The 15,290-nt window shown below is 30.1% G+C and carries 13 protein-coding genes; 9 read left to right on the forward strand and 4 right to left on the reverse strand.

What is annotated here, in order from left to right; genetic code table 11:
- The first annotated feature begins 170 nt into the window (after positions 1–170).
- From CC87_RS00145 to CC87_RS00180, 8 genes are all read left to right on the forward strand, one after another.
- Complete coding sequence (locus CC87_RS00145; RefSeq protein WP_051920349.1) at positions 171–1,076, forward strand: CBS domain-containing protein; 906 nt, start codon at positions 171–173, stop codon at positions 1,074–1,076.
- The gene (acs, locus tag CC87_RS00150; RefSeq protein WP_245605469.1) at positions 1,054–3,150 is read left to right on the forward strand and encodes an acetate--CoA ligase alpha subunit; all 2,097 of its coding nucleotides are present in this window, start codon (positions 1,054–1,056) and stop codon (positions 3,148–3,150) included. Before CC87_RS00145 ends, acs (CC87_RS00150) begins: the two co-directional genes overlap by 23 nt.
- Positions 3,151–3,173: 23 nt before the next feature.
- Positions 3,174–4,226, forward strand: coding sequence for a DRTGG domain-containing protein (locus CC87_RS00155; protein ID WP_038054845.1), 1,053 nt, complete (start codon positions 3,174–3,176; stop codon positions 4,224–4,226).
- Between the two features lie 10 nt (positions 4,227–4,236).
- The gene (locus tag CC87_RS00160) at positions 4,237–5,550 is read left to right on the forward strand and encodes an amidohydrolase (RefSeq protein WP_038054929.1); all 1,314 of its coding nucleotides are present in this window, start codon (positions 4,237–4,239) and stop codon (positions 5,548–5,550) included.
- Positions 5,551–5,706: 156 nt separating this feature from the next.
- Positions 5,707–6,105 carry a CBS domain-containing protein gene (locus tag CC87_RS00165; RefSeq protein WP_038054847.1) on the forward strand — a complete coding sequence of 133 codons (399 nt, stop codon included), beginning with the start codon at positions 5,707–5,709 and terminating at the stop codon, positions 6,103–6,105.
- Positions 6,106–6,162: 57 nt separating this feature from the next.
- Positions 6,163–8,139 (forward strand): acetate--CoA ligase, encoded by a 1,977-nt coding sequence (gene acs / locus CC87_RS00170; RefSeq protein WP_038054848.1) that lies wholly within the window; start codon positions 6,163–6,165, stop codon positions 8,137–8,139.
- A 73-nt stretch (positions 8,140–8,212) separates the two neighbouring features.
- Positions 8,213–9,376, forward strand: a complete 1,164-nt coding sequence (locus CC87_RS00175; protein ID WP_038054850.1) for an iron-containing alcohol dehydrogenase — start codon at positions 8,213–8,215, stop codon at positions 9,374–9,376.
- Between the two features lie 84 nt (positions 9,377–9,460).
- A complete protein-coding gene (locus tag CC87_RS00180) occupies positions 9,461–10,507 on the forward strand; it encodes an NAD(P)-dependent oxidoreductase (protein ID WP_051920350.1) in 1,047 nt (348 codons plus the stop codon).
- Here the strand turns inward: CC87_RS00180 and CC87_RS00185 are convergent.
- Positions 10,498–11,160 (reverse strand): 2,5-diamino-6-(ribosylamino)-4(3H)-pyrimidinone 5'-phosphate reductase, encoded by a 663-nt coding sequence (locus CC87_RS00185; RefSeq protein ID WP_038054852.1) that lies wholly within the window; start codon positions 11,158–11,160, stop codon positions 10,498–10,500. The genes CC87_RS00180 and CC87_RS00185 overlap by 10 nt on opposite strands.
- Positions 11,153–11,779: a CDP-alcohol phosphatidyltransferase family protein gene (locus CC87_RS00190; RefSeq protein ID WP_038054932.1), complete on the reverse strand. Its 627-nt coding sequence runs from the start codon at positions 11,777–11,779 to the stop codon at positions 11,153–11,155. The genes CC87_RS00185 and CC87_RS00190 overlap by 8 nt, the downstream gene beginning before the upstream one ends.
- Before the next feature lie 139 nt (positions 11,780–11,918).
- Here CC87_RS00190 and CC87_RS00195 point away from each other — a divergent pair, with 139 nt between their 5' ends.
- Positions 11,919–12,557, forward strand: coding sequence for a DedA family protein (locus CC87_RS00195; RefSeq protein WP_051920351.1), 639 nt, complete (start codon positions 11,919–11,921; stop codon positions 12,555–12,557).
- Here CC87_RS00195 and lolA read toward each other — a convergent pair.
- Positions 12,541–13,191, reverse strand: coding sequence for an outer membrane lipoprotein periplasmic chaperone LolA (gene lolA, locus CC87_RS00200; RefSeq protein ID WP_156955546.1), 651 nt, complete (start codon positions 13,189–13,191; stop codon positions 12,541–12,543). The genes CC87_RS00195 and lolA overlap by 17 nt on opposite strands.
- A complete protein-coding gene (locus CC87_RS00205) occupies positions 13,130–15,205 on the reverse strand; it encodes an FtsK/SpoIIIE family DNA translocase (protein WP_038054855.1) in 2,076 nt (691 codons plus the stop codon). The genes lolA and CC87_RS00205 overlap by 62 nt, the downstream gene beginning before the upstream one ends.
- Between the last annotated feature and the right edge of the window lie 85 nt (positions 15,206–15,290).

Consider the following 15,290-nt stretch of genomic DNA (forward strand, 5'->3'; position numbering starts at 1 on the left):
TAAAATTACAAACGATTAAATTTTTTAGTAGATTTTTAAAAAATATTGTTAAAATTTTAAATAAAATTTTAACATTGCTTAAAATTTTAAAGTATTTTAATATTTGACAAAATTTTAAATTAAACTTAATATTTAAATATTAGAACATAAAATAATATAGGAGGTATATTATGGGACAATCAAAAAGTTTATTGTATCCTTATTTAAAAGAAGTTAAAACAATACCTCCTAAGTCTCCGATTATAAATGCTTTAAAATCTATGGTAAATATAGGATTTAGAAGAGTTCCTGTAGTAGATCCAGAGATTCAAAAAATTATGGGTATTATTACAGCTACGGATTTGTTAAATTTCTTAGGAGGAGGGGAAAAGAGCAAGATAATTTTAGATAAATACGAAGGGAATTACTTTAAAGCCATAAATGAAAAAGTTGAAGAAGTAATGACAAGGAATCCTATTTGTATAAACGAAAATGGATATGTAGAAGATGCCATAGAAATTTTAATAAAAAAGAACATAGGAGGTTGTCCTATTGTAGATGATGAAAATAGAGTAGTAGGTATGTTTACTGAAAGAGATGCTTTAACATTTTTGATTTTACAACGTAAATTAGATGGATATGTGAAAGGATATGCTAATTTTAATTTGATAACTATTACACCTAACACTTCTGTAAAGGAGGCTCTTAATGTAATTATTTCTAAAAAAATTAGAAGACTTCCTATAGTTGAAAATAAAACCATTAGAGGAGTTCTTGTTACTATGGATTTTTTAAAATATTTCAGTAAAAATGTATTTGGGGATTTACAAACTGGAGACATTAATGAAATTTTAAATAAAAGTGTAAGAGAAGTTTTTATAGATTCACCTTTTGAAATAAAACACAGAAAATTGCTTGTATTTAAAGATGATGATAAAATTTTAGATGTAGTAAAAAAAATGATAGAAACAAATAAAGGCTTTGCTCTTGTTACAAGAAATGATTGTTTAGAGGGGATTATTACAGAGAGAGATATAGTTAGATTTATTTATCAAATGATAAAAGGGGAAGAAGATGTTGTTAAACTTTATTTTTAATCCTGAAACTATTGCTGTTATTGGGGCTTCTGAAGATGAAAAGAAAATAGGACATGTTGTTTTAAAAAATTTAGTTCAGCAGGGATACAAAGGCAAAGTTTATCCTGTTAACCCTAAGAGAAAAGAAATTTTAAATATAAAGTGCTATCCTTCGGTTTTGGAAATACCAGAGAAAATAGATTTAGCTATTATTGTGGTTCCTGCAAAAGCAGTTCCTTTTGTGATGAAAGACTGTGCTCAAGCAGGTGTAAAAGGTGTAGTGGTTATCACAGCAGGATTTAAAGAAATAGGAGAAGAAGGGGCAAAATTAGAAAAGGAAATAACAGAAATTGCAAGAAAAGCAGGAATAAAAATGGTAGGTCCTAATTGTTTAGGAGTTATCAATACTTTAATTAATATGAATGCTACATTTGCACCAGATTTGCCTCCTAAAGGAAAAATTTCTCTTTTTTCTCAATCAGGAGCTTTAGGTGTAGCTTTAATAGATTGGGCTATAGAAAATAAGTTTGGATTTGGAAAATTTATAAGTCTTGGGAATAAAGCAGATTTAAATGAATGTGATTTTTTAGAATATTTTGGAAATGATCCTGATACAGATATTATTTTAGGATATATTGAAGATGTTAAAAACGGGAAAAGATTTTTAGAAGTAGCCCAAAGAGTTGCTAAGATAAAACCAGTTATAATTATAAAATCAGGAGCTACAGAAGCAGGTGCCAGAGCAGCTTCTTCTCACACAGGAGCTTTAGCAGGTTCTGATAGAGCTTTTACAGAGGCTTTTAAAAAAGCTGGAATCATAAGAGTAAATGGAATTCAAGAACTTTTTGATATAGCAGAAATTTTTAAAGTGAAAAAATTCCCTAAGGGTAGAAGACTTTTGGTAATTACAAATGCAGGGGGTCCTGGGATTATAGCAGCAGATACTGCTGATAAATTAGGAATTAAACTTGATCCTATGAGTAGAGAGTCCATAGAGACTCTTATAGATAAACTTCCTCCTACAGCTTCTTTATATAATCCTATTGATGTAATAGGTGATGCAACTTCGGAAAGGTATAAAGTGGTTTTAGAACAAGCTATTAAAGATCCCGTAGTAGAAGGAGTATGTGTTATTTTAACACCTCAAGCAGTTACAGATGTAGAAAATATAGCTAAAGAAATTGCAGATAAAAGCCAAAAAACAGACAAACCTATTTTTGCCTGTTTTATCGGAGGTAGAAAAGTAAAAGAAGGAATTTCACTCTTAAAAAAAGTGGAAATTCCCTGTTATCAAGATCCATCTACAGCTATAAGCGCTTATAGAAAGCTTGTAGATTTTATAGAATTCAAAAATAAAAAAGAATTAGAGTATATTAAGATAGATATTCCAGAAGAAAATAAACAAAAAGTGAGTCTTATTTTAGAAGCTCTTCAAGATGCAGGTGTTACAGCAGTAGGGGATGAAAATGCTACCAAAATATTGTCTTTATATGGATTTAAATTTCCTAAAAGGTCTCTTGCCAGAACTCCAGAGGAGGCTGTAAAATTAGCAGAAGAGATAGGTTATCCTGTTGTTATGAAAATCTCTTCACCTCAAATTCTTCATAAAACAGATGTGGGAGGGGTTAAACTTAATTTAAGAAATGCAGATGAAGTATATAATGCTTTTATAGATATCACTCTTAATGTTAAAAGATTTATGCCTAATGCTTATATAAAAGGAGTAATGGTTTGTGAAATGATTACAGAGGGTAAAGAGGTAATTCTTGGTGTTACTTATGATAAAACTTTTGGACATATGATTATGTTTGGTTTAGGAGGAATTTATGTAGAAGTTTTGAAGGACGTTTCCTTTAGAATAGTTCCTGTGGCTAAACAAGAAGCCTATGAAATGATAGAAGAAATAAAAGGTAAAAAGCTTTTAGAAGGGGTAAGAGGAGAAAAGCCCTGTGATAAAGAGGATATTGTGGATAAAATTTTAAGGTTATCTCAGTTAGTTATGGACTTTCCTTTAATAAAAGAGATAGATATAAATCCTTATGTAGTAAAATATAAAGGTGGAATAGCTTTAGATGCAAGAATAATAATAAGTTAAAAATAATTAGGGGGGATTTTAACATGAAACCCATTTTTTTAATTTCAAATAGACCTTTTACTGGAAAAAATTCCTTAGCTTTAGCTCTTGCTTTAATTTTAAAAGAAAAAAAATACAAAGTGGGATATATGAAAATTTTTGGAAAAGTTCCAATAAAACAAGAGAATAAAATAGTTGATGAAGAAGCTTTTTTTATTCATAAAATGTTGGAATTAAAAGACCCTGTGGAATGGAGTTCTCCTTTTGTGTTTACTTATGAAATTCAATATAAACTTTTTGAAGAAGATGGATTTAATTTAGAAAATCAAATTTTAGAAGTGGTAAATAAGCAAAAGGATAAAGATTTTCTTTTTATGGTAGGAGGAGACAATATTTTTGAAGGATATAGTTTAGGAATTGATAGTTTTAGATTGGTAAATAAATTAAATGCCAAAGCTTTGGTAATCCAAAATTGGGAAGGGGAAACTTCCATAGATGATATTTTAGGTATAAGAGATATGTTAAAAAATAATTTTATAGGAGCTGTATTTAATAAAATACCTCCAGAACAATATATTTATATTCAGGAAACCATAATACCTTTTTTAAACTCACAGGGTATAGATGTTTTTGGTGCCTTTAAAAGAGATAAATTATTGGAAGCGATAACAGTAAGAGACCTGTTAGAGGTAGTAAATGGAGGTATTGTGTGTTGTGAAGACAAGCTGGATGAACTTATAGAAAATATTAGTATAGGTGCTATGGATCCTGACAATGCATTTAAATATTTTCTAAGAACACCAAATAAAGTTGTAATTACAGGTGTGTATCGTACAGATATTCAGGTATTAGCTTTAGAAACCTCTATTAAATGTTTGCTTCTTACAGGTGGTTTACATCCTAATGAAATAGTGATAAACTTAGCTAAAACTAAAGGTGTACCTATAATTGTTACTACTTTGGATACCTTTACAACAGTGGATAGAATACAAAAAATTTTTGGTAAAACTATGTTAAAAGAAAAAGGTAAAGTTTTAAGAACAAAAGAAATGGTTGCTAAAGGATTTGCTTTGGAAAAATTTCTTAAAAAATTATAGAAATAATAATATGGAAGGAAAGATTATATCAGCTAAATGGATAATTCCTTCTGCAGAGGATAAGCCTTTAGAAAATTCCTGTTTGGTGATAGAGAAAGATAAAATTATAGATTTGGGATCTAAAGAAAAAATTGTTTCTAAATATCCTAATTTTCAAATAGAATCTTTTGAGAAAGGTCTTATTTTTCCTGGATTGGTTAATGCTCATACTCATGTTCCTATGACCATTTTAAGAGGTCTTGCCGAGGATCTTGCTTTGATGACATGGCTTACTCAATATATTTTTCCTGTAGAAGCTAAACTCAAAAGAGAATGGGTTTACTGGGGAACTAAACTATCTCTTATAGAAATGATCAAATCTGGAATAACTTTATTTTGCGATATGTATATTTTTGAACCTGAGGTAATAAGGGCTACAGAAGAATCAGGGTTAAAGGCACTTTTAGGAGAGGGGCTTTTTGACTTTCCTTCTCCTGGATATGGACCTTTAGAAAAAGGTTTGGGTCTTACAGAGGATTTATTAAAAAACTTTCAAAATCATCCCAGCATTAAAATTGCTGTATCTCCTCATACTCTTTATACCTGTTCTCCTGAAACTATAAAAAAGTGTTTAAAAATAGCAGAAAAATATAGTGCTAAATTTCATATTCATTTATCAGAAAATAAAGAAGAAGTGGTAGAAGTCCAGAAGAAATATGGTAAAAGACCTGTAAAATTACTTTACGAATTAGGGGCTTTTTCAGAAAATCTTATAGCTGCTCATTGTGTTAAACTAACCCCCGAAGAAATAGAATTGTTAGCTGAAAATAAGGTTAATATAGCTCATTGTCCAGAAAGTAATTTGAAATTAGGTTCTGGAATTGCACCTGTGCCTGAGTTATTACAATATAAAGTAAATATAGCTTTGGGAACAGATGGACCAGCCAGTAATAATGATTTAGATATATTTTCAGAAATGAAAACTGCTTGCCTGATCCAGAAAGGTTTAAGAGAGAATCCAACCATAATTACAGCTAAGGATGTATTTAAAATGGCTACTGAATGGGGAGCTAAAGCTCTTGGTTTTGAAAATTCAGGTAAACTTTTACCAGGGTATAAAGCGGATTTAGCTGTTTTAGACCTAAACAATCATTCTTTACAGCCTGATTATAACCCTTTAGCACTTTTGGTTTATAGTGCTAAAGGAGGTTATGTTTCTGATCTTATGGTAAATGGTAATTGGATAATGAAAAATTATCAAATTTTAACCTTAAATGAAGAAGAAACAAAAGTAAAAATAGAAGAGATTAAAAAAGAAGTTTTATCCATTATTTCTAATCTTTAAAAATTGGTTTTAAAAAATTCCATAACTTTCTAATAAATTATTCCATTATTTCCGAACAAGTGAAAATTATAACAAAAATATTGAAATTTGAGAAAAATGAGAAAGATTAGTATTATAGGTTATGTTGGTTATTTTAACAAAAAGGAGGAGGTTGAAATGATAGAGATTGAGAAAATTAGAGTAAAAGATGTAATGAACACCCCTGTAGTAACCATTTCAGGGAATGCTACTGTTAAAGAAGCAGCAGAAAAAATGGTTAAAACTGGTTACAGAGGTCTTGTAGTAGAAAGAGTTGATGAAGAGGATGCTTTTGGAATTATTACTTTGGCAGATATTGTTTATAAAGTTATAGCAAAAGGCTTACCTTTAGAAAAAGTAAAGGTATTAGAAGTAATGACCAAACCATGCATCACAGTCCCAGATTATTATGATATTAAGTATGCTGCCAAACTTATGGCTATGGCTAATATTGTAAGACTTCCTGTTATGTCTGGCAATGAATTAGTAGGTATCGTTACTCTTAGAGATCTTATTAAACCTTTTATAGGAAAATGATTGGAATTAAAAAAAATAAAATAAAATAAAATAAAAAATTTAGACAGGAGGTGAAAAATGCCGGAACTTGAATCTTTATTAAAAGAAAGTAGAGTTTTTTATCCACCTCAAGAAGGTAAAGATCAAGCTTATATTTCTTCACGTTATCAATATAGGCAAATTTATCAATATTCTTTAGAAGATCCTGATGAATTTTGGGCTGAAAGAGCTAAAGAATTAATAACTTGGTTTAAATACTGGAACAGAACCTGTTATTGGGATTTTTATAAACCAGAAATAAAGTTTTTTGAAGGTGGAAAACTTAATGCCTGTTTTAACTGTGTAGATAGACATTTAGAAGATCCGGCTGTTAAAAATAAAGCCGCTATAATATGGCAGGGAGAACCAGATAGAGAAATAAAAGTTTACACTTATCAAATGCTTCATAGTGAGGTATGTAAATTTGCTAAAATATTAAAGAATTTAGGAGTAGAAAAAGGAGATAGAGTTACTATTTATCTTCCTACTATGCCTGAAGCTATAGCAGCAATGCTTGCCTGTGCACGCATAGGTGCTATTCATAGTGTAGTATTTGGAGGATTTTCAGCTGAGGCATTAAAGGTTCGTATTCTTGATGCTCAAGCAAAAGTTTTAATTACTTGTGATGGAACTTATAGAGCAGGAAGAAGAATTTCTCTTTTAGATAGAGCAGAAGAGGCTGTAAAAGATTGTGATTGTATAGAACATTGTATAGTAATAAATCGTTTTGGAGATCCTATAGAGCTTAAAGATAATAGATGTATTTTATACGATGATCTAAAAAAAGATTTAAGCATTTCTGAATATTGTGAATATGAAGTAATGGATGCAGAAGATCCTCTTTTTATTCTTTATACTTCAGGGACCACAGGAAAACCTAAGGGGGTTTTTCACACAACAGGAGGTTATTTAGTTTACGCTGCACATACTACACAATGGGCTTTTGATTTAAAACCTGAAGACATTTTTTGGTGCACAGCTGATATTGGATGGATAACAGGACATACCTATGTAGTATATGGGCCTTTAGCTCTTGGAGCTACAGTATTTATATATGAAGGAGTTCCTACTTATCCCAATCCTGGAAGGTGGTGGGAATTGGTAGATCGTTATCAGGTTACTATCTTTTATACTGCTCCTACTGCTATTAGAGCTCTTATGCGTGAAGGAGAGGAATGGCCTAAAAAATACAATCTTTCCAGTTTAAGACTTCTTGGAACAGTAGGAGAGCCTATTAATCCTGAAGCCTGGCTTTGGTATTATAAAAATGTAGGACATGAGCGCTGTCCTATTGTAGATACTTGGTGGCAGACAGAAACAGGTGGGCATATGATAGCACCTATTCCTTATGCTGTTCCTCAAAAGCCAGGTTCTGCGACATATCCTTTGCCTGGAATTGAACCAGTGATTTTAAGATCAGATGGAACAGAAGCAGATATTAATGAAGGTGGTCATTTATGTATTAAAAGAGCTTGGCCAGGTATGGCAAGAGGTGTTTGGGGTGATCCTCAAAGATTTAAAGAAGTTTATTTTAGCAGATTCCCAGGATATTACTATACAGGAGACGGAGCTCGGAAAGACGAAGATGGATATTTCTGGATTATGGGAAGATTGGATGATGTTATCAATGTTTCAGGACATCGTTTGGGAACCATGGAGTTAGAATCTGCTTTTGTAGAACATCCTGCAGTAGCAGAGGCAGCTGTAGTAGGATTTCCTCATGATATAAAGGGAGAAGGTATTTTTGCTTATATTGTATTAAAAGAAGGTTATGAACCTTCTGAAGAGCTCAGAAAAGAATTAGTACAACATATTAGAAAAGTTATTGGACCTGTAGCTACACCTGATTATATTCTTTTTGCTCCAGGTCTTCCAAAAACAAGAAGTGGAAAAATTATGAGAAGAATTTTAAGAAAATTAGCTGCTGGTCAATATGAAGATCTGGGAGACACTACTACCCTTGCTGAACCAGAAATTGTAGAAAAATTAAAAGAGCTTAGAGAGAATTTAAGTTAAATATTGTTAAATTTTATAATCTAAAGACCTATAGGGAGAATCCCTATAGGTCTTTTTATTTTTGGAGGTGTTTATGAAAAGTTTTGAGTTTCAATTACCTACTAAAGTAATTTTTGGAAGAGATGCCTTAAAAAAAATTCCCAAGGAAGTTTCTCAAATAGGTAAAAAAGCTTTATGGGTTTATGGTAAAGACTCTATTAAACGGTACGGACTTTATGAAAAGATAAAAGATTTATTAGAAAAATCTAAAATAGAGTATATAGAATTTGGAGGGATCAAATCTAATCCTCTTTTATCTAAGGTCTTAGAAGGTGTAAAAATAGCAAAAGAAAACAAAATAGATTTTATTTTAGCTACAGGAGGAGGAAGTGTTATTGATACTGCTAAAGCTATTGCCTGTGGATATTATAATGAGGAAAAGATCTGGGATTTTTATGAAAGAAAAGCATTTCCAGATAGAGCTTTACCCTTGGTTACAATTTTAACTATAGCAGGAACAGGTTCAGAGCTCAATAATATAAGCGTAATAGTAAATGATGAAACAAGATTAAAACTTTCTATGAGTTCGCCTGTTTTATTTCCTAAGATCACTTTTTTAAATCCTGATTTAACTTTAACAGTGCCTCCTGATTATACAGCTTATGGTGCCTTTGATGCTTTTTCTCATGTCTTTGAAATTTTTATAAGCAGAGAATACAAAAAAGAATGTCTCACAGAAGATTTTATGATTATGCTTATGAAAAACATTATAAAATGGTCTGTAAAAGCAGTAAATAAACCCGATGATTATGAAGCCAGAGCTAATATAATGTGGGCTTCCTCTTTGGCTTTGTGCGGTCTTACAAAATCCGGAATAGGAAGATATAGATTTATTATCCATGCTATAGAACATACTTTAAGTGGAATTTACGATTTACCTCATGGATTAGGATTGGCTATTCTTACTTTAGCTTGGTTGAAAAAAAATAAAGAAAAAGATATGGTTAAAAGATTTTTTGAAAAGGTTTTTGATTTAACTATAAAAAAAGATAAATCAAAATTAGATTTAGGCATAGAACTTTTTGAAAGCTGGTTAAAAGAATTGAGATTACCTTTGAATTTAAAAGATCTGAAAATTCCTAAGAAAGATCTGGATTATTTAGTAGATAAGGCTTATCAAATTTTTACCATCTGGAAAGTAGAGGAATATAGCAAGGAATCAATTAAAGAGATTTTAGAGACTGCCTACTCAAATTAAAATCATTCTAATTTTCAAAAATAACTTGTCTTTTAAATTAATTTAGTATAAGATAAATATTATAAAACATTTTAGGAGAATCTTATGTCGTATAAAGTATACTTTTTTGAAATAGAAAAAGCTTGGGAGAAACAGTTATATCTTAAAAAACTAAAAGAAAAATTACAAGATCTTTTTGAAGAAATGGATATAACTTTTACCAATGATTTTTTAGACGAAAATACCTGTCAGAATTATCAGGATGTAGATATTGCTGTAATACAAATAAAATCCCATGTTACGGAAAATGTAATAAATCAATTACCTAATCTGAAATTTTTGATTACAAGAACTACAGGAACAGATCATATAGATATTTTAGCCTGTCAGAAAAAAGGTGTAATTATAGCTAATTGTTCTCACTATGCTTCAACTACTGTAGCTGAATATACTATAGCTTTAGTTTTTGCTTTGGCCAAAAAATTAAAGCCAGCTATTGAAAAGAGTAAAGTTTTAGATTTTTCCAAAGAAGGATTATTAGGAATAGATCTTATTGACAAAACCATAGGTATTGTAGGCACAGGGAGAATAGGAAGTGAGGTAGCAAGAATAGCTCATGGAATTGGTATGGAAATTTTGGCTTACGATATTTCTCCTTCACAAGAATTGGCTAAGAAATATAATGTTAATTACGTAGATTTAGATACTTTATTAAAAAGATCTGATGTTATAACGATATTGATTCCTTATTATCCCAAAACTCACCATTTAATAAATAAAGACAATATTAGATTAGTAAAAGATGATGCTATTTTTATTAATACAGCCAGAGGTCCTATAGTAGATACAGAAGCTTTAATCTGGGCTTTACGCAACAATAAATTACAAGGAGGAATTGCTTTAGATGTTTTTGAAGGAGAAAAGGTACTTTTAGAAATATCTAATTCACTTAACAAAACTTTTACATTAGAAGAATATGAAAAGGCTTTAAAAGTTTTATATTTATTAAAATTTCCTAACACAATCTTTACACCGCATGTAGCTTTTTATACAAAAGATGCTATTGAAAGAGTTATAGACTGGGTGGTAGATAATATTTACCAGTTTCTTACTTATAAAACATTACCTAATAAATATAGGTTTTATTTTTGAACTTTCCATTCACTAATTAAAAATTTGTCAATTATAAAATGATTAACAATTTCCAACCTGAGAATTTTTTTAAGACTTTTAAAACCTTCTCCACCTACTAAAGTAGGAACATTTTCTCCACCTATAATAACAGGTAGATGTATAATTCTAATTTCATCTATATAGCCTTTTCTTGCAAGTTCCCAATTTATAGAAGCTCCACCTTCTACCATAAGTTTTTTTATTCCTCTGTTATAAAGTTCTGGAAGGAGGATATCAAAATCTACCAAATCTTCACCTGCGATAATAACTTCAGCACCCAATTTTTTAATTTTTTCTATTCTTTCTTGAGGTGCTCTTTTGGTGGTAACTATAATAGTAGGAGCTTCCTTAGAGAAAATGCTGGCATTTAAAGGAACATTAGCAGTAGAACAGGGAATAATACGAATTGGATTTTTACCCTCTACATATCTTACAGTAAGACTTGGATCATCAGTTCTTACAGTTTCGCATCCTACCATGATACCATCAACATTTGCTCTAATACTGTGGAGATATTTATAAACTTCTGTAGTCATTATACTCATAAGTTCTTTGCTTGAAGCACCTCTATACAAAGTTAATTTACCATCTATAGTAACTTCTGAAGTTATAATAATATATGGTCTATTCATCATAGGTTCTCCCAAAATTTTTATAAAGATAAATTATTCTGCTTAATAGAGAAAACAGAGTAAGTATAGTAATAATTTTTATACCATAACTTAATCCTATAGGAGCATTCAATTTTTCTAAAATAGTAAAAATAATAAGACTTATATGAGTTTCTGGTCTGCCAAAGAATCCTACATTTTCTAAAGGATCTTGGATTTTTCCTTTAACTTTTACTTGATACCCTATTTCTGCATATACTACAGGCTTAATAAAGGAATGCAAAAGAGAAGCTGTTACTGCTACAGTTGCCCAAAAAGGATCAGTATAAAGATAACCTACTATTCCAAGAATTAAACCATCTACCCATTTATCTGCAATCCAATCAAAAACTGCCCCAAATTTAGTGGGTTTACCTGAAAGCCTTGCAACTGTTCCATCTGTTAGATCTAAAATCCCTGAAATAAAGAGAAAAGTTGCAGCAATAGTGAGATTTTCATAATAATAAGCTAAAGCAGAGGCTGTTCCAAATAAAAGCGAAAAAAAAGTTATTAAATTTGCAGGAATATTTAATCTAAAAAGAACTACTCCAACAGGTGTATAAAATTTTTTTAAAACTTCTCTTTTTTCTGTTAAATTCATAAAATAAAATTCTATTATTAAAAAAATAAAAGTCAAGCATATTGTATAAGAATCAACTTTTTCTAAACTTGTTATTTTGACTTTTCTTTGTAAAATAGAAAAACATCTTTATATTTAAAAAATAATACCTTTAAAGTGTATGGAAATAATTTTTCAAATTATTCACTATTTATTATCTTTTTTTGAAAGTAGTAGTTATTTAGGAATCTTTTTTCTTATGCTTTTAGAATCTACTTTAGTTCCTATCCCAAGTGAATTAATAATCCCTCCTGCAGCCTATTTAGCTTATCAAGGAAAGATGTCTTTAATAGGAGTGGTAATTTCTGGAATATTAGGTAGCCTTGTAGGAGCATTAATAAATTATTATTTAGCTTTAAATTTTGGTAGACCTGCTTTTTTACATTTTATTAAAAAATATGGAAAGTATGTACTTTTAACAGAGTATTCTTTCCAAAAAATGGAAAAATTTTGGGATAATCATGGGCATATCAGCACATTTATTGGAAGACTTCTTCCTGGATTAAGACATGTCATTTCTATTCCTGCAGGTTTTGCCAGAATGGAATTATTTTTATTTTGTCTCTATACCACCTTAGGAGCTTTTCTTTGGTGCAGTTTTTTAGCCTTTTGTGGCTATTTTTTTGGTAAAAATGAGATTTTGTTGAAAAAATATATACATAAAGGCTCTTATGGAATAGTTATTTTTTGTATCCTCTTGATAGGATTTTATGTATGGTTTAAACTTAAAAAGACTGAAAAGACTAATAACCATTTATGATTTGAATATTCTCAGAGAAGTTCAATATAAAAAGCTTATTATCTAAGTTAACATTATATCTTATTTGATTAAAAATTATTCTTATCTTTTCTCCTGTAGAATTAATGAAAGTGAATTCCTTTACTTCTCCTGTATTTGGACTTACAACAAAAGAGATTTTTTCTACTTTTTTGTCCTTGTAGGCTGGTAAAAAGCTGACTTTCCAAAAATTTTTATTTAAAACTTTAAAAGATTCTAATTTAAGGTCTTCTTTAATATTTCCTCTTCCACTCATAAAACCAAGAGCTAAGCGAGAAGAGATCGCCTTTCCTGAGGGATATACAAAGGCTTGTTTTTCTTCAGGATAATAAATATATATATTATCTCCATCAGAAATTATTAAGAATTTTTCAGGGCTTTTGTATTCCCAGCGAAATTTTCCAGGCTTTTTAATCCAAAGTCTACCTGTTCGTATTTCTTTGTTTCTATCAGGGAAATATGTTTCCTGTAAAAAATCAGCTTGAATAGTTTGAATATTTTCATAAAAGTGTTGTATTTTATTTAAAATTTGTTCAATATTTTGAGCAGGTAACTTACAAGGGTTTACGAGGGCCCAGCACAGGACGAGGACGAACACCATCACTCGGACCAACAATTCCTTCCTCCTCCATTTTTTCTACTAACCTCGCTGCTCTATTATAACCTATTTTTAATTTTCTTTGAAGCATGGAAACAGAAATTTTTCCATATTGATAAGCAATCTTTAAAGCTTCCTCATAAAGCGGATCATCTATATCTGTTCCTTTAACATTTTCATTTTCTTCTTCAATCTCAATATTAGCTAAATATTTTGGCTTACCTAAGGATTTTAAATACTCTGCTAATTTTTTTACTTCTTTTTCAGAAATATAAGGGCCATGAATTCTTTCTAAATAAGAGGAACCCGGTGGCATAAAAAGCATATCTCCTGCTCCAAGAAGTCTTTCTGCACCCTGAGTATCAAGTATAGTTCTGGAATCAACCTTAGAAGTAACCTGAAAAGATATACGAGCAGGGAAATTTACTTTTATAAGACCTGTAATTACATCCACAGAAGGTCTTTGAGTAGCAACCAATAGATGTATTCCTGCTGCTCTTGCCATTTGAGCAAGTCTGGTAAGCAGAGTTTCTACTTCTTTAGAAGATACAACCATCAAATCTGCCAGTTCATCTATAACCATTACAATATAAGGCATTTTTTCCTCAAAATTTTCATTATAAGATTCTAAATTTCTGGCACCTACTTCTTCAAAAATTGTATATCTTCTTTCCATTTCATTAACTAACCATCTTAAAGCTTTGGTTGCCAGTTTGGGTTCTAAAACTACAGGATGAAGTAAATAAGGAATATCTTCATATACAGAAAGTTCTATCCTTTTAGGATCTATCATTAAGAATCTAATTTCTTCTGGAGTGCTTTTATAAATAAGACTTAAAATTACACTGTGTAAAAAAATACTTTTTCCTGAACCTGTGCTCCCTGCAATTAAGAGATGAGGCATTTTTCTTAAATCAGTTACTATTGGATTTCCAGAAATATCTTTACCAAGTGCTATAGTTAAAGGAGAATTGGATTTTTGGAAAACTGGGCTTTGTAAAATTTCTTTTAAATAAACCCATTCTCTTTGAGGATTGGATATTTCAATTCCAATAACACTTTTTCCTGGAATGGGAGCAACAATTCTTACACTTTTAGCAGAAAGCCCTAAAGCAAGATCATCTACCAAGCTTTGAATTTTACTTATCTTTATTCCAGGAGCAGGTTTGAATTCAAAAACTGTAATTACAGGTCCAGGGAAAATACCCACTACTTCACCCTCTATACCAAATTCCTTCAATTTAGAAACAAGAAGAAGAGCCCTTTCTTTTAATTCTTCAGGCTTGATTTTATAAGAAAAAGATGGAGGATCTTCCAGAATTTCCAAAGGAGGAGGTAATTTCTTAGGAAGATCTTCTGGTATTTCTTCTGTTTCAGATTCCTGATTATTTTCAATTTTTTGTTCTATAGTTGTTTTATATTTATTTTCTTCAAGATCGGATTCTTTTTGAAAATCAGATTTTTTAGAAACTGTATCTTTATTTTTAAAGAAAAAATAATAAATCTTTTTTAAAAAAGATTTAAAATTGAAAATAAAGACTTTTTTAGGAAATCGTAGCCCTATAAAAACAGCAATAATAAACAATAATATAATAAAAAGAAAAAATCCCAAAGTTCCAATAAAAGAAATCAAAAAAGAGGATAATTCTCCTATTAATCCTCCATTAAGAGGATATTTGTTAAAAAGATAGGTATTTTTAATTCTAAGAATTCCAAAAAGGTAGGTTAAACTGAGGGAAAAGCAGATTAGAATAAGAAACAAACTTCCAAAAATTCTTTTAAAAGAAACTCCGAAAAGATATAAAATTAAACCTAAAATCATAAAAGGAGGGATGAAAACCGAGGAAAACCCAAAAATAAAGTATATTAAAGAAGATAAATAAGCTCCTAATACACCTCCTAAATTTTTTATTTCTTCTGCTCCAAAAACTCCAATACCAGGATCATAGGGATTAAAGGAATATATAGAAATTGTTAAAAAGCTTATGATAAAAAGGATTAAAATGTATATAATAGTTTTTTTATTAAACATAATTATAAATTATAAAAATTATTTACTGTTTATATAGGTTTGAATATTTCAAAAAATTTTTATAGTATTATAATTATAAATCTCT

The organism is Thermodesulfobacterium hydrogeniphilum, assembly GCF_000746255.1.
In the GTDB taxonomy this organism is placed as follows: Bacteria; Desulfobacterota; Thermodesulfobacteria; order Thermodesulfobacteriales; family Thermodesulfobacteriaceae; genus Thermodesulfobacterium; species Thermodesulfobacterium hydrogeniphilum.

Coding starts and splice junctions, on each gene's coding strand:
- CC87_RS00145 (WP_051920349.1), top strand. CDS start 171: ATGGGACAATCAAAAAGTTTATTGTATCCTTATTTAAAAGAAGTTAAA.
- acs (WP_245605469.1), top strand. CDS start 1,054: ATGTTGTTAAACTTTATTTTTAATCCTGAAACTATTGCTGTTATTGGG.
- CC87_RS00155 (WP_038054845.1), top strand. CDS start 3,174: ATGAAACCCATTTTTTTAATTTCAAATAGACCTTTTACTGGAAAAAAT.
- CC87_RS00160 (WP_038054929.1), top strand. CDS start 4,237: ATGGAAGGAAAGATTATATCAGCTAAATGGATAATTCCTTCTGCAGAG.
- CC87_RS00165 (WP_038054847.1), top strand. CDS start 5,707: ATGATAGAGATTGAGAAAATTAGAGTAAAAGATGTAATGAACACCCCT.
- acs (WP_038054848.1), top strand. CDS start 6,163: ATGCCGGAACTTGAATCTTTATTAAAAGAAAGTAGAGTTTTTTATCCA.
- CC87_RS00175 (WP_038054850.1), top strand. CDS start 8,213: ATGAAAAGTTTTGAGTTTCAATTACCTACTAAAGTAATTTTTGGAAGA.
- CC87_RS00180 (WP_051920350.1), top strand. CDS start 9,461: ATGTCGTATAAAGTATACTTTTTTGAAATAGAAAAAGCTTGGGAGAAA.
- CC87_RS00185 (WP_038054852.1), bottom strand. CDS start 11,160: ATGAATAGACCATATATTATTATAACTTCAGAAGTTACTATAGATGGT.
- CC87_RS00190 (WP_038054932.1), bottom strand. CDS start 11,779: ATGAATTTAACAGAAAAAAGAGAAGTTTTAAAAAAATTTTATACACCT.
- CC87_RS00195 (WP_051920351.1), top strand. CDS start 11,919: ATGGAAATAATTTTTCAAATTATTCACTATTTATTATCTTTTTTTGAA.
- CC87_RS00205 (WP_038054855.1), bottom strand. CDS start 15,205: ATGTTTAATAAAAAAACTATTATATACATTTTAATCCTTTTTATCATA.